Raw genomic sequence first — 18,323 nt, forward strand, 5'->3', positions numbered from 1 at the left:
CGCCTAAGCCCCGTCATCCGGAATGCACAGCATCTTGCCGCAGGCCTTGCAGTGCACCGCGTCGGGATCGTGCTTGCGCAGGCCGCAGTCGGGACAGGGATAGGTCACCTTGTGCGGCCGCAGGATCGACTGGATCAGGCCGATGAACAGCGACACCCCGCCGATCATCACCGCCATCGACAGAAGCTTGCCCCACATCCCCGGCAGGGTGACGTCGCCGTAGCCCGTCGTCGTCAGGCTGGTGACGGTGAAATAGAGGGCGTCCACATAGCCGGCGATGCCGTCGTGGCGGCCCGCGAAGCTGGAATAGACGAAGCCCGTCACCACGAAGACGAAGGTCAGCAGCGACGAGGCGGCCTTGGTGATGTCCTCGATGCGGGTGTCGTCATAGCGCCGCGCCACGGTGCGCCAGAAGAACTCGCTGCGCACCAGGGTCCACAGCCGCAGCACCCGCAGGAAGCCGAAATTGAACAGCCAGGCGGGGAACAGCATGGTGGCCAGCACGAAGAGGTCGACCCAGACGATCGGCTTCCTCAGCCAGCTCCTGATGTCGCCGTGGGCGATGGCGCGGGCGATCAGGTCGGCGGCCAGGAAGGTCGCGACCCCGTAGTCGAGCAGGTAGAAGGTCACCCCGTGGTGCTGCATCAACGGCGCGGCGATGAAGAAGCCGATGATCAGCAGGTCGATCAGGATCACCGCATAGCGGAACCGCACGGCCGCGGGCGAGGCGCCGTGATAGAGCGCCCTAAGCCGGGCGCGCAGGCGCAGGTCTTCGGTCAAGCAAACCACCTTTTGCGACGGGCGGGGCGAACGTCTTCCGCCGGAGGGCCGATCGTCACGCGAACCTCGGCCGCTTCGGCCGCGATCCGCACCACGCCTTCCAGCGCCTCGATCTGCCACTTGAACGCCAGATGATCGCCGTCGTCCGCCCGGCCGCGATCCAGGATCGGGCCATAATCCCGATCATCCGGGACCAGAAAGCCGATCTCCTCGATGCAGAGGTTCGAAAGGTCGGCCGGCAGGTCGGTCTCGAACAGGCTCGCGCCATCGAAGACGAGGTCGAAGGCCATCGGCCGGCCGGAAGTGCGGTATTGGTTGGCGGCGAAACGCAGCACGACCCGCTGGCCTTCGGCTTCGGCGGCCGTCAGCGCGTAGGCGTTGTGGACGTCCAGGCAGCCGAACGCGCCGGTGAACTCCACCCCTTGCGTGATCTCGAAATTACACCTCAAGCCCGTCCCTCCGGCCGATCGCCGCATCCCCTGCCGCTGGACGGAGTTTTCGACTATATAGCCGCCCATGAGCCGCACCTTCCTGAAGATGAACGGGCTCGGCAACGACTTCGTCGTCATCGAGACCCTCACCCAGCCGTTCGAACCCTCCGCCGAGGAGATCCGCCAGATCGCCAAACGCGGCCAGGGCGGGATCGGCTGCGACCAGGTGGTGGCTATCGATCCGCCGAAGGCGGAAGGGGCATCGGCCTTCGTGCGCTTCTGGAACGCCGACGGCGAGGTCGCCGGCGCCTGCGGCAACGCCACCCGCTGCGTGGCCTGGCTGCTGATGCAGTCGGGCGGCAAGGACGCCGTGGCCTTCGACACCAGCGCCGGGCGCCTGTCGGGCGTCATGGCCGGCGACAAGCGCGTCACCGTCGACATGGGCGAGCCCCGCCTGTCGTGGGAACAGATCCCGCTGGCCGAAGAGATGGACACCGCCCGGGTCGAGCTGCAGGTCGGCCCGATCGACGCGCCGTGGGTGCACACCCCGGTCTGCGTCTCGATGGGCAATCCGCACGTGGTGTTCTTCGTCGACGCCCCCGTTTCGGACGAGTTCGCCGAGAAGACCGGCAGCCTGGTGGAGCACCACCCGCTGTTTCCGGAAGGTGTCAATGTCGGCTTCGCCCACGTCGTCTCGCGCGACCACATCAAGCTGAAGGTCTGGGAACGCGGCGCGGGCCTCACCGCCGCCTGCGGCACCGGCGCCTGCGCCGCCCAGGTCGCCGCCGTGCGCCGGGGCCTGACCGACCGGGTCGCCACCGTCGAGTTCGAGAGCGGCCCGCTGGTCATCGAATGGCGCGAGACCGACGGCCACGTGATCATGACCGGCCCGGTGGCCCTGGAGTTCACCGGCAAGCTGCCCGAGACCGTGGCCGCATGAGCGAGTTGCACCCCGCCCTCGCGCCCGGCAAGACCGCCGTCGTCACCGGCGCGGCCGACGGCATCGGCCTGGCCGCCGCCAAGGCCTTCGTCGAGCTGGGCCTCAACGTGGTCATGGCCGACGTCACGGGCCGCAAGCTGAAGCAGGAGGCCGAAGCCATCGGCGCCCTGGCCGTGCCGACCGACGTGGCCGACCGCGCCGCCGTCGAGGCGCTGCGCGACATCGCGGTCGAGCGCTTCGGCGCCGTCGACGTGCTGATGAACAACGCCGGCGTGGGCGGCGGCGGCGACGCCTTCTCGGGCGACGACGCCTGGAAGCGCATCCTCGACGTCAACCTGTGGGGCGTGATCAACGGCGTCCAGGTGTTCGGCGAGGAGATGGCCGAAAGCGGCCGTCCCGGCCTGATCATCAACACCGGCTCCAAGCAGGGCATCACCCAGCCGCCGGGCGACACTGCCTACAACGTCTCCAAGTCGGCGGTGAAGGCCTTGACGGAAGGGCTCGCCCACACCCTGCGCGAGATCGTCGACTGCCAGGTCAGCGCCCACCTGCTGATCCCCGGCTACACCTTCACCGGCATGACCAAGCGCGGCCAGGGCGGCAAGCCCGACGCGGCCTGGACAGGCGAGCAGGTCGTCCACTTCATGCTGGCCCGCATCGCCGCCGGCGACTTCTACATCCTGTGCCCCGACAACGACGTGCCGCGCGCGCTGGATGAAAAGCGCATGGCCTGGGCCATGGGCGACGTCATCGAGAACCGCCCGGCCCTGTCGCGCTGGCACGACGACTGGAAGGACGCCTTCGCGGCGTTCATCAAGTCATGAGCGTCTACACGGTCATCAAGGCCCAGCCGAAACCCAAGCCGGAAGTCGGCGAGGAGGGCGGTCCGGCCACGACGATGTCGGGCCCCGACGGCGTCGACGTCGTCACCTTCGGCTGCCGCTTGAACGCCTATGAGAGCGAGGCCATGCGGGCCCGCGCCGCCGCCGACGGCCTGTCGGACGCCGTGGTGTTCAACACCTGCGCGGTGACCAACGAGGCCGTGCGCCAGGCCCGCCAGGCGATCCGCAAGGCCCGCCGCGAGCGTCCGGGCGCGCGGATCATCGTCACCGGCTGCGCCGCCCAGATCGATCCGGCCGCCTTCGCCGCCATGCCGGAAGTGGATCTCGTGCTCGGCAACGCCGAGAAAGCCGCCCCCGGCGCCCTGGTCGAGACCACGGCCCGCGTGCGGGTCAACGACATCATGTCGGTCAAGGAGACCGCCGGTCACCTGATCGACGGCCTGAAGGACCGCGCCCGCGCCTATGTCGAGGTGCAGAACGGCTGCGATCACCGCTGCACCTTCTGCATCATCCCCTATGGCCGCGGAAACTCGCGCTCGGCCCCGGCCGGCGAGGTCGTCGAACAGGTGCGCAAGCTGGCGGCGGAAGGCTATCGCGAGGTCGTTCTGACCGGCGTCGACGTGACCTCGTGGGGCTCCGACCTGCCGGGCCAGCCGACCCTGGGCCAGCTGGTGGGCCGCATCCTGCGCATGGTTCCCGACCTGCCGCGCCTGCGTCTTTCCTCGATCGACGCCGCCGAGATCGATCCGGACCTCTTGAAGCTGTTCGCCGAAGAGCCGCGGCTGATGCCGTACCTGCACCTTTCCTTGCAGGCGGGCGATGACCTGATCCTCAAGCGCATGAAGCGCCGGCACAATCGCACCGACGCGCTGAACCTGGTGGCCAGCGTGCGGGCCGTGCGCCCGGACGTGGCCTTCGGCGCTGATTTGATCGCCGGCTTCCCGACCGAGAGCGAAGAGGCGTTCGAAAACACCGTCCGTCTCGTCGAGGAGGCGGGCCTGGCCTTCCTGCACGTCTTCCCCTACAGCGCCCGCCCCGGCACGCCGGCCGCACGGATGCCGCCGGTGAAGGGCCCGGTCATCAAGGACCGCGCCAGGCGCCTGCGCGAAGCGGGCCAGCGCGGCCTGGAACGCCACCTGGCCGCCCAGGTCGGCCGGGTGCTGCCGGGCCTGGTCGAGCGCGACGGCCTGGCGCGCGCGGAAGACTTCACCGAGATCGCCTTCACCGGCGAGGCGCCGGCCGGCCAGATCGTGGCCTTCCGCGTCACCGGCCACGACGGCGCCCGCGTGATCGCCGAGCGGGCCGCTTGAGGCGCCTGCTCGCGGCTCTCCTCGCCGGTCTGCTCGCCGCGCCCGTCGCGGCGCGGGCCGATGACGCGCGGGCGGACGGGGCGCCGGTCAGCTTCAGCGTCATGACCTACAATGTCGCCGGCCTGCCCTGGCCGGTGAAGAAGGGTCGCGGCGAGGCGCTGAAGAAGATCGGCGACGAGCTGGCCAAGATGCGCGCGGCCGGGACCGAGCCCGACGTCGTGCTGATCCAGGAAGGCTTCCGCAAGGAGATCGGCGAGTTGGTCGACCGCTCGGGCTATCCCTACGTGGCGCGCGGCCCCAAGCGGAAGCAGCGCGACGCCAGCCTGTGGGCCAAGGGCGAAAAGCCCGACTATCGCCGCGTGGCCTATCGCTGGAAGGGCGAGGGGCTGGGCAAGTGGGGCTCCAGCGGCCTGTGGGTGCTGAGCAACCACCCGATCGAGGACGTGAAGTCGCACGCCTATCACTACTGCGCGGGCCTGGACTGCCTGGCCAACAAGGGCGTGATGCTGGTCAGCCTGAACGTGCCGGGTTTGCCGACGCCGGTCGAGGTGGCCGACACCCACCTCAATTCCAAGGGCGCCTCGCGCGTGCCCCGGCCGCGCAACCGCATGGCCCACCACCTGCAGGCCGACGAGTTCAAGCGCTTCATGGCCGCCGACCGCACGCCCGGCGCGCCGCTGATCGTCGGCGGCGACTTCAACGTCATGCACGCGCCCGACCGCTTCGACTACGTGATGGCCGACTATCCGTTCGAGGTCGTCAGCCGCTGGTGCCACAACCTGCCTGGCGCCTGCGACACCCAGATTTCCTACGACGGCGACGCGCCGTGGCTAGACACCCAGGACCTGATCGGCTTCCTCGACGGCGACAAGGTCGACGTCACGCCGACGCGGGTGGAGGCCACCTTCGACGGCGCCAACGAGCCGGTGCTGTCGGACCACGACGGCTATCGCGTGACCTTCCAGCTGACGCCCAAGACCTAGCGCCGGCCGCCGCGGCCGTTGCCGCCCTCGACGCCGCCGCGCGCCCGCAGCAGATCACCCACCGAGGCGCCGTCGATCGTGCAGCGGGCCACCACCCGGTCGTACGAGTGCTTGATCGCCCGGCATTGCAGGTACTGCCGCCAGACCACGTCCTCGAGCAGGGTCTTGGCCGCCCGACCGCCGGGCGAGTTCAGTTCGGGCGCGTAGAAGTCAGACACCCGCACCTCGATCCAGGTCGACGGATCGCTGCTCTTGCCCACGCACAGGCTGTCGCCGTCGCCGACATAGCGGACCGGGCCGTCGAAACGCGCGCCGGGCGCCGGCAGGGCGCCTTCGCAGGGGTCGGCCAGCGCCACGGCCGGAGCCGCCAGCAACGCCGCCGCCAGAACCAGTCGCCACCCCGTCATCGAGACCTCCGCCTTGCGCGAGAGGAATCGGTACGCCCTATCGAAGCGGTTGTATTTTCTCACGATTTACTAACTCGAACGCATTACTGCATCCGTTCAACACCGCGTCGGGCCTTGCTGTCACGCGGGATCTGACCTCTGGTGCAGCCTCGGCGGTGGAGGGGATCATGGGCTTGAGCGGCGGCTGCCAGTGCGGCGCGGTGCGGTTCCGGGTGGCGGGCGAGCCCGGCCGCGCTTCCATCTGCCATTGCCGGATGTGCCAGAAGGCGTTCGGCGGTCCGTTCGGCGCGCTGGTGACGGTGAACCAGGCCGACCTGACCTGGACCCGGGGCGAGCGGGCGACCTTCCAGAGCTCGAACGCGATCCGCCGCGGCTTCTGCGCCGCCTGCGGCACGCCGCTGACCTACGAATGGAGCCAGGAGAAGATCGACCTGGCCGTGTTCGCCTTCGACGATCCGTCGGCGGTCGAGCCGGTGGTCCAGCTGGCGATCGACCGCCGGCCCGCCTGGATCGAGCATCTGGCCGACATGCCGGTGCGCCCGCCGATGGGCGGCTCGGCGAGCCCGGTCGTGTCGAGGCAGCATCCGGACTTCGATACGTGATCCCTCTCCCCTTGCGGGAGAGGGTGGCCTGCGAAGCAGGTCGGGTGAGGGGTCGATGATCGGCGCCGCTGCGACGGTGGGTCGGCGAGGTGCGGCGCCGGGGGTCTGAGAGACCCCTCATCCGTCGGCCTTCGGCCGCCACCTTCTCCCACAAGGGGAGAAGGATCAGGACGGCTTTTCTTCCCCGCCCATGAACCCGGGCAGGCTCCAGCCCAGCTTGATCGCGCCGGCGCGCAGGCAGAAGGCGGCCGTGAAGCCGGCCACGCCCGCCGGCCAGAAGCCGACATTCAGCCATTGCAGGATCGCGAACACCGCAGCCCCCAGCAGGGCGGCGGTGATGTAGATCTCGCGGCGCAGCAGCAGGTTGGGCTCCTCGGCCAGCACGTCGCGCACCACCCCGCCGAAGGCCGTGGTGAGCACGCCCATGATCACCGAGGTGAAGGGATGCACGCCCAGGCTCAAGGCTTTCGCCGTGCCGACCACGGCGTAGGCGGCCATGCCCAGGGCGTCGAGCCACAGCAGGGCGCGAAACCGCCAGCCGCGCTGGCCCAAGAGCCAGATCACCAGCGCCGCCGCCAGGCAGGCCAGGATGTAGCCCGGTCGCTGGATCCAGAACACCGGCGCGCCGATCAGGAGGTCGCGCAGCGTGCCGCCGCCCACGCCGGTGATGGCGGCGAAGAAGCCGAAGGTGACGATGTCGTGCTTGCGCCGCGCGGCGGCCAGCGCCCCGGTCGCGCCGAACACGGCGGCGGCGGCGTAGTCGAGCCAGAAAAGGGCGGCGGCCAGGGGATCCATCGGCTCTAGACGCCATGCTCCGGGCTCAAGCGCAACCGTTCACGCTTCCGTGGCGCTAACCCTGAATCGTAAATCGCGTCTTCACTTTTCCACCCACCTCGCTACAGGAGCGCGGATGAGCGAAAAGCCCTCGCAGAAACAAGGCTGGTTCCAGCGGCTCACCGCCGGCCTGGCCAAGTCCTCCCAGCAGATGACCGACCAGGTCACCGGCGCCTTCACCAAGAAGCCGCTGGACCAGGAACAGCTCGACGCGCTGGAGGAAATGCTGATCGAGGCCGACCTCGGCCCGCAGATCGCCGCCCGCATCACCGACGCCTTCGGCAAGGCCCGCTTCGGCAAGGCCTCGAGCGACCGCGAGGTCAAGGAAGCCCTGGCCGAACTGATCACCGCCGAGCTGGCCGATCGCGAAGGCCGTTTCGACCCGCTGGACGGGCCGCGCCCCTATGTCGTCCTGTTCATCGGCGTCAACGGTTCGGGCAAGACCACGACGCTGGGCAAGATCGCCGCCGACCTGACCGAGAAGGGCGCGCGCGTGCTGATCGCCGCCGGCGACACCTTCCGCGCCGCCGCCGTCGAGCAACTGAAGGTGTGGGCCGACCGGGCCGGCGCCGACTTCATGTCCAAGCCCACCGGCAGCGACGCCGCCGCCCTGGCCTTCGAGGCCGTCGAGCGCGCCAAGGCCGAAGGCTACGACGTGGTGCTGATCGACACCGCCGGCCGCCTGCAGAACAAGCAGGGCCTGATGGACGAGCTCCTGAAGGTCATCCGCGTGGTCAAGAAGGTGGATCCCGACTACCCGCACGAGACCCTGCTGGTGCTCGACGCCACCGTCGGCCGCAACGCGCTGGCCCAGGAAAAGGTGTTCGGCAACAGCGTCGGCGTTTCGGGCATCGTCATGACCAAGCTGGACGGCACCGCCCGCGGCGGCGTGCTGATCCCCGTCGCCCGCGCCTCCGACAGCCCGATCAAGCTGATCGGCGTCGGCGAAGGGATCGACGACCTGCAGCCGTTCGACGCCCGCGCCTTCTCGCGCTCGCTGGTCGGCCTGGAGGACTGAGCGCGTGACCGCCGAGAGCAAGAAGAAGACCGCCTGGGTGCGCACCGCCGTCGACTATGGCGCGCCGATCGCCTTCGCCGTCACCTATTTCGCCACCAAGAACTTCCAGACCGCCACCTGGGTGCTGGTCGCCGCCTCGGCCCTGGCCCTGGTCGTCGGCTACGCCGTCGAGCGGCGCGTGGCCCTGCTGCCGCTGTTCTCGGGCCTGATGGCGCTGATCTTCGGCGTCCTGGGCCTGGTTTTCCACAGCGACGTGTTCGTGAAGATCAAGGTCACCGTCGTCAACGGCGCCCTGGCGGCCTTCATGATCGGCGGGGTCTTCCTCAATCGCGCGCCGCTGAAGGCGCTGATGGGCGAGGCGCTGCACATGTCGGACGCCGCCTGGCGGACCCTGACCCTGCGCTATGGCGGCTATTTCGCGGTGGCGGCCATCGCCAACGAGGTGGTGCGCCTGACCCAGGACACCCCGACCTGGGTGAAGTTCCGTATCGCCCTGCTGCCGCTGGCCATCGTCTTCTCGCTGACCCAGACGCCCTTCATCATGAAGCACATGGCCAAGCCGGACGACCAGAAGACCCCCGAGCCGCCCGACGCCGGGTTCTAGTCCGCCTGCGGCGCGCCTCGGTCGCGGAGTTTATCCTCGGKCCAGCCTCCGGCTGGACCCGGGGGCGACAGCTCCCCCAAATGGGAAGCATCTACCGCCCACGGACCATCTGTCGTCAAACCGACGCGTTAGCGTGCTAGCTGGACGTCCGTCAGCGGAAACGGGGCGGACGACATGGCCAAGCACAAGAGCGACAAGACCGCGGCGCGCGAGGTCGGGGTGCTGGACCGCTCGCCCAGCCACCTGCTGCACCGGGTGCTGCAGACCGCTCTCGACATCTATGTGGAAGAAACCGGCGCCGGCGGGATCACCCAGCGCCAGTTCGCAGTTCTGGCCGCGGTGGCCCAGCACGAGGGCGTCACCCAGACGGGCCTGGTGAAGGCCACCGGCATCGACCGCTCGACCCTGGCCGACATGGTCGCCCGGATGATCGCCAAGGGTCACCTGGAACGTCAGCGTTCGGAACAGGACGCCCGCGCCAATTCCGTGCGCCTGACCGAGGCCGGCAGGCTGATCCTGGAAGAGAGCCTGCCGCGCGTGGCCGCCGCCGACGCCCGCATCCTGTCGCTGCTGAAGGCCGGCAAGCGCGACGGCTTCCTCGACCTGCTGGCCGAGATGGCCGCCGTCGACCTTCACGCGCCGCGTCCCGAGCCGAAGGCCAAGAAGCCCAAGGCGGAAAAGGCCGACAAGCCGAAGAAGGACAAGAAGGCCAAGAAGGACAAGGACGCCAAGAAGGCCGCCTGACGGCGCCCTCCCGCGAAACCTCGGCCGTTCGGCCGCGTTCTCCAGCCCCAACCTGAACGGCCCTTCATCGCAGCGCCGGAAAACGGCCGCCCCATGGCCTTTCCCGCGACGCGCGCACAGGGCAAAGGTGGAGGTGAAGGAGTTCGCATGACGCAGACCACCATGAACCGTCGCACCCTGATCGCCGCCGGCGGCGCGGGCCTGATGGCGACCGCTTTCGGCGCGCCGGCCCTGGCCCAGGAGCTGTCGGACGAGGACAAGGCGCTGATCGCCAAGGCGACGGCCTATATCCAGGGCCTGTCCAACGCCAAGGGCCGCTTCGTGCAGACCGATCCGCGCGGCGTGACCACGCAAGGCACCCTGTGGCTGCAGCGGCCGGGCAAGGCGCGTTTCGAATATGACGGCCCGGGCGGCCTGTTGGTCGTCAGCAACGGCAATAACGTCAACATCTTCGACAGCCGCCTGAAGACCTTCGAGAGCTATCCGCTCAGCCGCACGCCGCTGGCCCTGCTGCTGGCGCGCGAGGTGCGCCTTGATCGCGGCGTGAAGATCACCAGCGTGCGCAAGCTGGCCGACGGCTTCACGATCGTCGCCCAGGACGCCAAGCGCCAGACCCTGGGCCGGCTGGAGATGAACTTCAGCAACGAACCCGAACTGATCGGCTGGACCATCAGCGACGTGAAGGGCGGCCAGACCCGGGTGCGCCTGTCGGGCCTCGACAAGGTCGGCGCCATCGATCCGAAGCTGTTCGTGCTGACCGATCCGCGCCGCCGCACGGGCAAGCCGGCCACCGGCTGACATCCGTGCAAGCCGGCCGGTTTGTGACATTCTCACAACATGCAATAGAGAAGCTGTTTTTCGCTTGACTAAAAGTTTCGGCGTGGCACTTTTATCACGCATGGCGATGAGCGCCCGACCCGCTCTTCGCAAACCGTGCCGGATCTATCCCCTCCCGGCGGCGGCATGAGAGACCTGACTTTCGCCCGGACGCCTCGTGTGTCCGGGCGTTTTTCTTTGTGGCGACGCTAAACCGGGGTAGGGGAGCGGCATGCGCCTCCGTATCGCCACCTGGAACGTCAATTCCGTCCGCCTGCGCGCCGAACAGGCCGCGCGTTTCGTCGACGAGACCGCTCCCGATGTCCTGTGCATGCAGGAGATCAAGTGCCAGGAGAGCGAGTTCCCGCGCGAGGCCTTCGAGGCCATGGGCCTGCCGCACCTGAAGATCATGGGCCAGAAGGGCTGGCACGGCGTGGCCATCGCCTCGCGCCTGCCGATCGAGGACGCCCCCACCCTGATGAACTGCCGCGAGGGCCATGCACGCTGCGTGGCCGTGAAGGTGGCCGGGGTCGAGATCCAGAACTTCTACATCCCGGCCGGCGGCGACTTGCCCGACCGCGTCGCCAATCCGAAGTTCGACCACAAGCTCGATTTCTACGAGACCCTGACGGCCGCCCTGAAGAAGCGCGATCCCAAGGCGCCGCTGATCGTCACCGGCGACCTGAACATCGCGCCAGGCGAAAACGACGTCTGGAGCCACCGCCAGATGCTGAAGGTGGTCAGCCACACCCCGCCCGAGCTCGAGGCCTTCGACGCCCTGATCAAGTCGATGGACCTGCTGGACCTGCCGCGCCTGGCTGTGCCCGAGCCGGAAAAGCTGTTCTCGTGGTGGAGCTATCGCGCCGCCGACTTCCGCAAGTCCAACCGCGGCCTGCGCCTGGACCACATTCTGGCCAGCCCCGGCCTGCGCGAGGCGGCCATCGTCGACGGCAAGGTCTCGGCCAAGGTGCACGACACCGTGCGCGAATGGGAACGCCCCAGCGACCACGCGCCCGTGACGGCGGATCTGAAGGTCTGATCCTTTTCACCTTCTCCCAGAGGGAGAAGGAGGGGCCCATGCGCAGCATGGGAGGATGAGGGGTTACGGTGCTAGCCGGCGTGCCGGCACAGCCTTGGAAATCGGCGAAGGGTGTAACCCCTCACCCTCCCACCGCTACGCGGCGGGCCCCTCCCTCTCCCTCTGGGAGAGGTTTTCCAAGGTTACTCCGCCGCCGGGGCCAGTTCCGGCAGGTCGAACTTCAGCCAGACGGCCTTGTCCTTGAGGTTCTTCTTGATCCAGTCGGCGTGCACGGCGCGTTCGTCGTCGGTCGAGCGGAAGGGCAGGGGACGCGGACGGGCGCCGTAGCCGCCGGCGCGGGCGGCGCTGATGGCGTTGGCCGACACCGCGTGGGTCAGCTCCAGCGCGCGCTCCTTGCCGCCCTGCAGTTCGAGATAGACCTCGGCCAGCAGGTGGGAGTCGATCAGCGCCCCGTGCTTGTCACGGCTGTCGAGGCTGATCTTGAAGCGTTTGCACAGCGCGTCGAGCGAGTTGTACATGCCCGGAAAGCGCTTCTTGGCCATGGCCAGGGTGTCGACCCAGCGCTCTTCCGGCAGCGGGGGACGCCCGCACTTCTCCAGCTCGAAATTGACGAAGCTGCGGTCGAACGAGGCGTTGTGGGCCACGACGACGCTGTCGCCGACGAACTCCAGGAACTTGTCGGCGATCTCGTGGAACTTCGGCTTGCCGGTCAGGAACGCAGCCGAGAGGCCGTGCACCTTCTCGGCCTCGGCCGGCATGTCGCGCAGCGGATCGCAATATTCGTGGAACGAGCGGCCGGTGGGCATGTAGTCCACCACCTCGATGCAGCCGATTTCGACCAGGCGGTCGCCGGTCTTCGGATCGAAGCCGGTGGTTTCGGTGTCGAGGATGATTTCCCGGGCCATGGCCTTTCAATGGGCCGGTTCGACTCCGGCATCAAGCTTGGGCCGAGGTTCTCAACAGGGTCAGGATGTCGCGCACCTGGTCGCTGGCTGCATCCAGACCCTTGCCCGTATCGATCACGAAATCGGCGCGGGCGCGCTTTTCCGCGTCGGGCAGCTGACGCGCCAGGATCGCCTCGAACTTCTCAGGCGTCATGCCCGGGCGAGCCAGCACCCGCTCGCGCTGGACCTGCGCCGGGGCGCTGACCACCACCACCTTGTGGACGTTCTTCAGGCCGCCGGTCTCATAGAGCAGCGGCACGTCCAGCACGACGATGTCGTGGCCCGCGGCTTGCGCCTTTTCGAAGAAGCCGATGCGGTGGGCGCCGACCAGCGGGTGGACGATGGCCTCCAGTTTTTCCAGGGCTTCGGGATCGCCGACCACCTGGGCGCTGAGCCGGGCGCGATCGATCGCCCCGTCGACCACGACGCCTGGAAAGGCCGCCTCGACCGGGGCCACGGCCGCGCCGCCTGCCGAATAGAGCGCGTGCACGGCGGCGTCGGAGTCGTAGACCGGCGCGCCCTGGGCCTCGAACATCTTGGCCGTGGTCGACTTGCCCATGCCGATGGAGCCGGTGAGGCCGAGGATGATCACTTGGCGGCTTCCCCCAGATGGGCCAGGGCGACGGCGCGCACGTCGACATCGGCCGGCGGCACCTGGCCGAAAAAGGCCTCGAACGACGGCACGGCCTGCAGCAGCAGCATCTCCAGACCATCCACGGTCGACCGGCCGGCGGCCTGCGCCCGTTGCAGGAACTCGGTGCGCAGCGGCTTGTAGACCATGTCCATCACCACGCAGCCTTGCGGCGTCAGGGTCAGGTCGGCCGGCGGGCCGTCGCCGCCGCCCAGGCCCAGCGAGGTGGCGTTGATGACCAGGCCCGCCTCGGCCAGCAGAGCGGGCAGATCGGCCTCGCCGGCGGCCGTGACCCTGTCGCCAAGGGCGTCGGCGATCGCCTGGGCCTTGGAAACCGTGCGGTTGACGATCCCCACCCTGGGCGCGCCGGCCAGCAGCAGGGCCGCGGCCGCGCCGCGCGCCGCGCCGCCGGCCCCCAGGATCACCACGGGCGCGGCGGTGACGTCGAAATCCGGCGCCTGGGCGGCGATGGCGCCCAGAAGGCCCGGTCCGTCGGTGTTGTCGGCGAAGATCGTGCCGTCTTCGCGGAACCGCAGCAGGTTGGCCGCGCCTGCCAGGCGGGCCAGGTCGCTGGCCTCGTCGGCGCAGGCCAGGGCGCGCTCCTTGAAGGGGATGGTGACGTTCAGGCCGCGGATGACGCCGCCCCGGAAGCCGTTCACGAAGGCTTCGAACCGGTCTTCCGCCGGACCCATCGGCACATAGGCGCCGTCGATCCCCGCGCCGGCCAGCCAGGCGTTGTGCAGCAGCGGGCTCATCGAATGGACGATCGGCTGGCCGCAGACGCCGGCCACCAGGGCCTGGCCGGTAATCTTGAAACTCATGCCTGGAGGGCTCCGTGCAGGCGCAGGAAGTCGAGCAGGCCGGTCATCGGCAGCCCGAGGATGGTGAAGTAGTCGCCGTCTATACGGTCGAACATCTGCAGGCCTTCGCCTTCGAGCATGTAGCAGCCGACAGACGACAGGATCTGCTCGCCGTTGCGCTCCAGATAGCCGTCGAGCCAGGCCTCGCTGAACGGCCGGACCGACAGCTTCGCGGTCTCGACGATGCGCCAGATCGGCCGGCCGTCACGGGCCACGACAACGCCCGAATGCAGCTTGTGGACTTCTCCGCGCAGCTCCAGCAGCCGGGCGCGGGCGGCCTCGATGGTGTCGACCTTGTCGAACAGCCGGCCTTTCAGCTCCAGGGTCTGGTCCGAGCCGATGACCAGGCCGGGCCGCTTGCGGGAAACCTTGACCGCCTTCATCTCGGCCAGGGCGTCGGCGACGTCGCGCGGCGTGACCTCCTCGGCCAGCAGCCCGGCCTTGGCGGCCTCTTCATCCACACCCGAGGCCACGGCCTCGAACGGCACGCCGGCGTTCTTGAGAATGGTCTGGCGGGTCCAGCTGGTGGAGGCCAGAACGATCGGCGTGGGGGAGGGGGCGCTCATCCCAGCACCTCGACCTGGCCGCGGCCGCCCGACAGCAGGTTGATGATCGCCGCGGCGGTTTCCTCCACAGAGCGGCGGGTCACGTCGATGATCGGCCAGCCGTTCTTTTCGAACAGGCGGCGGGCGGCGATGATCTCGGCGCGCACGCTGTCGGTGTCGATATAGTCGCTCTCTCTATTCTCCTTGAGCGACAGAAGGCGGTTGCGGCGGATCTGGATCAACCGCTCGGGCGTGGTCATCAGGCCCACGATCAGGGTGTTCTTCAGCTCGAACAGCTGCTCGGGCGGCGGACGGCCCGGCACCAGCGGCACGTTGGCGGCGCGGACGCCGCGGTGGGCCAGATAGATGCAGGTCGGCGTCTTGGAGGTGCGCGAGACGCCGACCAGGATCACGTCGGCCTGGGTCAGGTCCTGGCCGCCCTGGCCGTCGTCATGGGCGATGGCGTAGTCCAGGGCCTCGATGCGGTCGAAATAGTCGTTGTTCAACGCGTGCTGCGCACCCACGCGCGTGGAGATCTTGGCCCCCAGATAGCGCGACATGGCGCTGACCACGGGATCCAGCGCGGCGATGCACGGCATGTCGAGCTTGCGGCAGCCCTCCTCGAGCGCCGCGCGCAGGCCCGGATCGATGATGGTGTGCATAACCACCCCCGGCGCCCCGGCGATCTCTTCCAGGGCGCGGTCCAGCTGCCGGATGGAACGAACCAGCGCGTAGATGTGTTCGATCGGCAGGATATCGGTGAAGCGTGCACAGACCGCCCGCGCCATGGCGTTCAAGGTCTCGCCCGTGGAGTCCGAAACCAGGTGGATATGGAAGTAGGTGGCGAACCGCGCGGTGTGGCGATCGGTCTCAGCCGAGGCCCCATCCTGTGGATCATCCGTTAAGGGTTGCTTTACCACTCTGGGAGCCTTCTGGGGACAAGCGGGCGCCAAATGCGCCCCAGCGCGACGCTGCGCCGCGCCCCTGTGATAAACGGCCTCATTGACGCCGGACAATCCCCAGCTTGAACCTGACCTCCGGGACCTGTGCCCGCGCGTTGTCCCGCGCTTGTGGAAAGTCCTAACGGATGGTTAATTTCCCATTCACCATCGTCTGGGTTTCGTAAGGAATCTCGTGGCTTGGAAGCTTGTCCACGAAGTTCACAAGGTATGACTCCCATGTGTACCAAGCTGGGGCATACCGAGTAGGGCCTGTTGGAGTTGTCCACCGGGGCGGACTTATCCCCGTGTTGCACTTGCCCTCCTCCTCCCTCCTCTCTTTCTAAGATTCTTATTTTTAAGAAGAATAAGAGGGTACGGGGTCGCACGGACTTGAGTGGAACGGCTCGCCGGGATTTAACCGCCGGTATGACGAGCTCTCCGATCCCGAAGTTTCTCTCCGTGCTGGCCGGTGAAACCGCCGAGCGTCCCCCGGTCTGGTTCATGCGCCAGGCGGGCCGGTATCTGCCCGAGTATCGCGCCGTGCGGGCGACGGCTCAGGACTTCATCAGCTTCTGCCTGAACCCGGAGAAGGCGGCCGAGGTCACCCTGCAGCCGCTGCGCCGCTTTCCGTATGACGCGGCGATCGTGTTCGCCGACATCCTGCTGATCCCCGGCGCCTTGGGCCAAAAGGTGTGGTTCGAGGCCGGCGAAGGCCCCAAGCTCGGCGAGCTGCCTGATCTGGACGCCATGGCCGACAAGACCCAGCAGGCCGGCGAGGCCCTGAAGGCCGTCGGCGAGACGCTCTCGCGCGTCCGCGCCGACATCGATCCCTCCAAGGCCCTGATCGGCTTCGCCGGCGCGCCGTGGACGGTGGCGACCTACATGATCGAGGGCGGATCCAGCGATCGCTCGGGCGCGCGGACCTTCGCCTATCAGAACGCCGACAAGCTGGACCGACTGATCCAGATCCTGGTCGACGCTACGGTCGATTATCTGGCCATGCAGGCCGCTTCCGGCGCCCAGGCGCTGAAGCTGTTCGAAAGCTGGGCCGAAGGCCTCTCCGAGCCGCTTTTCGAGCGCCTGGTGACCAGGCCGCACATCGCCATCGCCGAGGGCCTTCGCGCGCGCGGCGTGACCGTGCCGCTGATCGGCTTCCCCCGCGGGGCCGGAACGCTCGTCGAGGCCTACGCGCAGGCCGTGCCGGTGGAGGGCGTGGCGCTCGACACCTCGGCCTCGGCGAAGCTGGGCCAGAGCATCCAGAAGACCAAGACCATCCAGGGCGCTCTTGATCCGCTGCTGCTGCGGGCCGGCGGCGCGGCTCTGGACGAACGCGTCGAGCAGATGCTCGCACAGTGGGGACAGGGCCCCTATATCTTCAACCTGGGTCACGGCATCCTGCCCGACACGCCGATCGCTCATGTCGAGCAGGTGCTGAAGCGGGTGACCGGCCTGTGAGCGACTTGAAGAGCAGCGCCCAGGCCGGACGGAAGATCGCCGTCGTCCTGTTCAACCTCGGCGGGCCCGACGGCCAGGCCGCGGTGCGACCGTTCCTGTTCAACCTGTTCCGTGATCCCGCGATCATCCAGGCGCCGTTCTTCGTTCGCTATCCGGTGGCGGCGCTGATCTCGACCACCCGGGCCAAGTCGGCGCGCGCCAACTACGCCCTGATGGGCGGCGGCTCGCCCCTGCTGCCGGAAACCGACAAGCAGGCGAGGGCGCTGGAGGCGGTGCTGGCCCAGCGCCTGCCGGGCGACACGATCAAGGCCTTCATGGCCATGCGCTACTGGGATCCGCTGAGCGGCGAGACCGCCGGGGCGGTGAAGGCGTGGAAGCCGGACGAGGTGGTGCTGCTGCCGCTCTATCCGCAGTACTCGACGACGACGACGGCCTCGTCGCTGAAGGCGTGGAAGAAGGCCTACCGCAAGGGGCCGGGCCGGACGACGACGGTGTGCTGCTATCCGACGGCGGAAAACTTCGTGCAGGCGCACGCTGATCTGATCCGGGCCGAGTACGCCAAGGCCGGATCGCCCAGGCCGGCGCGGATCCTGTTCTCGGCCCACGGCCTGCCCGAAAAGGTGATCACCGCCGGCGATCCCTATCAGCGCCAGGTCGAGGCCACCGCGGCCGCGGTCGTCGAAAGGCTCGGCGACATCCTGGGCGAGGGGGTCGACTGGAAGATCAGCTATCAGAGCCGGGTCGGCCCGCTGAAGTGGATCGGCCCGTCCACCGACGACGAGGTCAAGGCAGCGGCCCAGGCCGGCCTGGCCCTGGTGGTCACGCCGATCGCCTTCGTCTCCGAGCACATCGAGACGCTGGTCGAGCTGGACGTCGAATACCGCGAACTGGCCTACGAGCACGGCGGCTCGATCTATGCCCGCGTGCCGGCGCTTGGCGTATCGCCCGTGTTCATCGATTGTTTGGGGACTCTCGTCACCGAGGCGCTTTCTTCGGAAGCGCCGCAGGTCTGCGGAAGCGACCAAACCTGCCTCAAAGCCGCCCCTGGAGCCCGCGCGTGACCGACTTCCTGGTCGAGCATTTCAACCTGATCCGCGGCCTGCACATCCTGGCCGTGATCGCCTGGATGGCGGGCATGCTCTACCTGCCGCGCCTCTACGTCTATCACACCGGCGCGACGCTCGGCTCGGAGATGGATGCGACCTTCAAGGTCATGGAGCGGCGGCTGCTGCGCGGGATCATCAATCCGGCGATGATCGCCGCCCTGGTCTTCGGCCTGGGGCTGATCATGGCCGACGGCGCCATCCGCGGCTGGGACTTTCTGGCCAAGCCCTGGATGCTGGCCAAGCTGGCGGGCGTGTTCTTCCTGTTCGGCTGGCACGGCTTCCTGTCGAAGGCCCGAAAGGCGTTCGAGGCCGGCCAGAACACCCGCTCGGAAAAGTTCTGGCGGGCGACCAACGAGCTGCCCTTCGTGGCGGCGATCGTCATCGTGCTGTCGGTGACGACCAAGTACCTGAACTAGTCGGAGAGCGCCCGACCCGGCGTTCTCCCATCCTTATCCCCCGCCAGGCGATGGAGCCCCCACAGGACTCCATCG

The 18,323-nt window shown here is 68.4% G+C and carries 22 protein-coding genes and 1 pseudogene; 14 read left to right on the forward strand and 9 right to left on the reverse strand.

Translation table 11 applies throughout. From position 1 onward, the window contains the following. Positions 1-3: 3 nt before the first annotated feature. Together AC1DCG_RS10255 and AC1DCG_RS10260 are read right to left on the reverse strand one after the other, a co-directional pair. Positions 4-780, reverse strand: coding sequence for a potassium channel family protein (locus AC1DCG_RS10255; RefSeq protein ID WP_205691611.1), 777 nt, complete (start codon positions 778-780; stop codon positions 4-6). After that, on the reverse strand, positions 777-1,349 hold the full coding sequence (locus tag AC1DCG_RS10260) for a hypothetical protein (RefSeq protein WP_477028763.1): 573 nt from the start codon (positions 1,347-1,349) through the stop codon (positions 777-779). Before AC1DCG_RS10260 ends, AC1DCG_RS10255 begins: the two co-directional genes overlap by 4 nt. Between AC1DCG_RS10260 and dapF the strand changes: the two genes are divergently transcribed. The 4 genes from dapF to AC1DCG_RS10280 are packed head-to-tail and all read left to right on the forward strand — an operon-like array spanning position 1,297 to position 5,286. Beyond that, entirely contained in the window at positions 1,297-2,151 is an 855-nt protein-coding gene (gene dapF, locus AC1DCG_RS10265) for a diaminopimelate epimerase (protein WP_477028764.1), read from the forward strand. The genes AC1DCG_RS10260 and dapF overlap by 53 nt on opposite strands. Next, positions 2,064-2,975, forward strand: coding sequence for an SDR family NAD(P)-dependent oxidoreductase (locus AC1DCG_RS10270; protein ID WP_477028765.1), 912 nt, complete (start codon positions 2,064-2,066; stop codon positions 2,973-2,975). The genes dapF and AC1DCG_RS10270 overlap by 88 nt, the downstream gene beginning before the upstream one ends. After that, complete coding sequence (gene mtaB, locus AC1DCG_RS10275) at positions 2,972-4,303, forward strand: tRNA (N(6)-L-threonylcarbamoyladenosine(37)-C(2))-methylthiotransferase MtaB (RefSeq protein WP_165258561.1); 1,332 nt, start codon at positions 2,972-2,974, stop codon at positions 4,301-4,303. Before AC1DCG_RS10270 ends, mtaB begins: the two co-directional genes overlap by 4 nt. Further along, a complete protein-coding gene (locus AC1DCG_RS10280; RefSeq protein ID WP_477028766.1) occupies positions 4,300-5,286 on the forward strand; it encodes an endonuclease/exonuclease/phosphatase family protein in 987 nt (328 codons plus the stop codon). Before mtaB ends, AC1DCG_RS10280 begins: the two co-directional genes overlap by 4 nt. Here AC1DCG_RS10280 and AC1DCG_RS10285 read toward each other — a convergent pair. Further along, on the reverse strand, positions 5,283-5,693 hold the full coding sequence (locus AC1DCG_RS10285) for a thermonuclease family protein (protein WP_165258565.1): 411 nt from the start codon (positions 5,691-5,693) through the stop codon (positions 5,283-5,285). The two genes, AC1DCG_RS10280 and AC1DCG_RS10285, sit on opposite strands and share 4 nt — an antisense overlap. 167 nt (positions 5,694-5,860) lie before the next feature. Between AC1DCG_RS10285 and AC1DCG_RS10290 the strand changes: the two genes are divergently transcribed. After that, positions 5,861-6,295 (forward strand): GFA family protein, encoded by a 435-nt coding sequence (locus AC1DCG_RS10290; protein WP_477028767.1) that lies wholly within the window; start codon positions 5,861-5,863, stop codon positions 6,293-6,295. A 165-nt stretch (positions 6,296-6,460) separates the two neighbouring features. On the opposite strand, the gene AC1DCG_RS10295 is transcribed toward AC1DCG_RS10290, so the two are convergent. After that, positions 6,461-7,090: a trimeric intracellular cation channel family protein gene (locus AC1DCG_RS10295; protein WP_477028768.1), complete on the reverse strand. Its 630-nt coding sequence runs from the start codon at positions 7,088-7,090 to the stop codon at positions 6,461-6,463. A 115-nt stretch (positions 7,091-7,205) separates the two neighbouring features. Between AC1DCG_RS10295 and ftsY the strand changes: the two genes are divergently transcribed. The 6 genes and pseudogenes from ftsY to AC1DCG_RS10325 all read left to right on the forward strand — a co-directional run. Then, positions 7,206-8,147: a signal recognition particle-docking protein FtsY gene (gene ftsY, locus AC1DCG_RS10300; protein WP_165258571.1), complete on the forward strand. Its 942-nt coding sequence runs from the start codon at positions 7,206-7,208 to the stop codon at positions 8,145-8,147. Positions 8,148-8,151: 4 nt separating this feature from the next. Continuing rightward, the gene (locus AC1DCG_RS10305; RefSeq protein ID WP_477028769.1) at positions 8,152-8,751 is read left to right on the forward strand and encodes an inner membrane-spanning protein YciB; all 600 of its coding nucleotides are present in this window, start codon (positions 8,152-8,154) and stop codon (positions 8,749-8,751) included. A 174-nt stretch (positions 8,752-8,925) separates the two neighbouring features. Beyond that, a complete protein-coding gene (locus AC1DCG_RS10310) occupies positions 8,926-9,495 on the forward strand; it encodes a MarR family winged helix-turn-helix transcriptional regulator (RefSeq protein WP_165258575.1) in 570 nt (189 codons plus the stop codon). A 147-nt stretch (positions 9,496-9,642) separates the two neighbouring features. Further along, entirely contained in the window at positions 9,643-10,293 is a 651-nt protein-coding gene (locus tag AC1DCG_RS10315) for an outer-membrane lipoprotein carrier protein LolA (RefSeq protein ID WP_477028770.1), read from the forward strand. Positions 10,294-10,543: 250 nt separating this feature from the next. Continuing rightward, the gene (locus AC1DCG_RS10320) at positions 10,544-11,350 is read left to right on the forward strand and encodes an exodeoxyribonuclease III (RefSeq protein ID WP_477028771.1); all 807 of its coding nucleotides are present in this window, start codon (positions 10,544-10,546) and stop codon (positions 11,348-11,350) included. A 55-nt stretch (positions 11,351-11,405) separates the two neighbouring features. Continuing rightward, positions 11,406-11,523 (forward strand): annotated as a pseudogene (locus AC1DCG_RS10325) (hypothetical protein); the annotation flags it as partial. 9 nt (positions 11,524-11,532) lie between these two features. Here the strand turns inward: AC1DCG_RS10325 and dnaQ are convergent. Genes dnaQ through AC1DCG_RS10350 form a run of 5 tightly spaced genes read right to left on the reverse strand, consistent with a single transcriptional unit; the run spans position 11,533 to position 15,250 of the window. Further along, on the reverse strand, positions 11,533-12,255 hold the full coding sequence (gene dnaQ / locus AC1DCG_RS10330; RefSeq protein WP_477028772.1) for a DNA polymerase III subunit epsilon: 723 nt from the start codon (positions 12,253-12,255) through the stop codon (positions 11,533-11,535). Between the two features lie 31 nt (positions 12,256-12,286). Further along, positions 12,287-12,886 carry a dephospho-CoA kinase gene (coaE, locus tag AC1DCG_RS10335; RefSeq protein ID WP_477028773.1) on the reverse strand — a complete coding sequence of 200 codons (600 nt, stop codon included), beginning with the start codon at positions 12,884-12,886 and terminating at the stop codon, positions 12,287-12,289. Further along, positions 12,883-13,746, reverse strand: coding sequence for a shikimate dehydrogenase (gene aroE / locus AC1DCG_RS10340; protein ID WP_477028774.1), 864 nt, complete (start codon positions 13,744-13,746; stop codon positions 12,883-12,885). The genes coaE and aroE overlap by 4 nt, the downstream gene beginning before the upstream one ends. Beyond that, entirely contained in the window at positions 13,743-14,351 is a 609-nt protein-coding gene (locus AC1DCG_RS10345) for a Maf family protein (protein WP_477028775.1), read from the reverse strand. Before AC1DCG_RS10345 ends, aroE begins: the two co-directional genes overlap by 4 nt. Further along, complete coding sequence (locus AC1DCG_RS10350) at positions 14,348-15,250, reverse strand: pyruvate, phosphate dikinase/phosphoenolpyruvate synthase regulator (protein WP_165258589.1); 903 nt, start codon at positions 15,248-15,250, stop codon at positions 14,348-14,350. The genes AC1DCG_RS10345 and AC1DCG_RS10350 overlap by 4 nt, the downstream gene beginning before the upstream one ends. Positions 15,251-15,697: 447 nt before the next feature. Between AC1DCG_RS10350 and hemE the strand changes: the two genes are divergently transcribed. From hemE to AC1DCG_RS10365, 3 genes are read left to right on the forward strand one after another with little or no spacing between them, the layout of a single operon-like run. After that, positions 15,698-16,726, forward strand: coding sequence for a uroporphyrinogen decarboxylase (gene hemE, locus AC1DCG_RS10355; protein WP_477028776.1), 1,029 nt, complete (start codon positions 15,698-15,700; stop codon positions 16,724-16,726). A 5-nt stretch (positions 16,727-16,731) separates the two neighbouring features. Then, positions 16,732-17,787, forward strand: coding sequence for a ferrochelatase (gene hemH / locus AC1DCG_RS10360; RefSeq protein ID WP_477028804.1), 1,056 nt, complete (start codon positions 16,732-16,734; stop codon positions 17,785-17,787). Further along, positions 17,736-18,248 carry a CopD family protein gene (locus AC1DCG_RS10365; protein WP_477028805.1) on the forward strand — a complete coding sequence of 171 codons (513 nt, stop codon included), beginning with the start codon at positions 17,736-17,738 and terminating at the stop codon, positions 18,246-18,248. Before hemH ends, AC1DCG_RS10365 begins: the two co-directional genes overlap by 52 nt. Positions 18,249-18,323 lie beyond the last annotated feature (75 nt).

Source organism: Caulobacter sp. 10L414 (assembly GCF_056395525.1).

Coding starts and splice junctions, on each gene's coding strand:
- dapF (WP_477028764.1), top strand. CDS start 1,297: ATGAGCCGCACCTTCCTGAAGATGAACGGGCTCGGCAACGACTTCGTC.
- AC1DCG_RS10260 (WP_477028763.1), bottom strand. CDS start 1,349: ATGACGACGAAGTCGTTGCCGAGCCCGTTCATCTTCAGGAAGGTGCGG.
- AC1DCG_RS10270 (WP_477028765.1), top strand. CDS start 2,064: ATGGCGCGAGACCGACGGCCACGTGATCATGACCGGCCCGGTGGCCCT.
- mtaB (WP_165258561.1), top strand. CDS start 2,972: ATGAGCGTCTACACGGTCATCAAGGCCCAGCCGAAACCCAAGCCGGAA.
- AC1DCG_RS10285 (WP_165258565.1), bottom strand. CDS start 5,693: ATGACGGGGTGGCGACTGGTTCTGGCGGCGGCGTTGCTGGCGGCTCCG.
- AC1DCG_RS10290 (WP_477028767.1), top strand. CDS start 5,861: ATGGGCTTGAGCGGCGGCTGCCAGTGCGGCGCGGTGCGGTTCCGGGTG.
- AC1DCG_RS10295 (WP_477028768.1), bottom strand. CDS start 7,090: ATGGATCCCCTGGCCGCCGCCCTTTTCTGGCTCGACTACGCCGCCGCC.
- ftsY (WP_165258571.1), top strand. CDS start 7,206: ATGAGCGAAAAGCCCTCGCAGAAACAAGGCTGGTTCCAGCGGCTCACC.
- AC1DCG_RS10310 (WP_165258575.1), top strand. CDS start 8,926: ATGGCCAAGCACAAGAGCGACAAGACCGCGGCGCGCGAGGTCGGGGTG.
- AC1DCG_RS10315 (WP_477028770.1), top strand. CDS start 9,643: ATGACGCAGACCACCATGAACCGTCGCACCCTGATCGCCGCCGGCGGC.
- AC1DCG_RS10320 (WP_477028771.1), top strand. CDS start 10,544: ATGCGCCTCCGTATCGCCACCTGGAACGTCAATTCCGTCCGCCTGCGC.
- dnaQ (WP_477028772.1), bottom strand. CDS start 12,255: ATGGCCCGGGAAATCATCCTCGACACCGAAACCACCGGCTTCGATCCG.
- aroE (WP_477028774.1), bottom strand. CDS start 13,746: ATGAGTTTCAAGATTACCGGCCAGGCCCTGGTGGCCGGCGTCTGCGGC.
- AC1DCG_RS10345 (WP_477028775.1), bottom strand. CDS start 14,351: ATGAGCGCCCCCTCCCCCACGCCGATCGTTCTGGCCTCCACCAGCTGG.
- hemE (WP_477028776.1), top strand. CDS start 15,698: ATGACGAGCTCTCCGATCCCGAAGTTTCTCTCCGTGCTGGCCGGTGAA.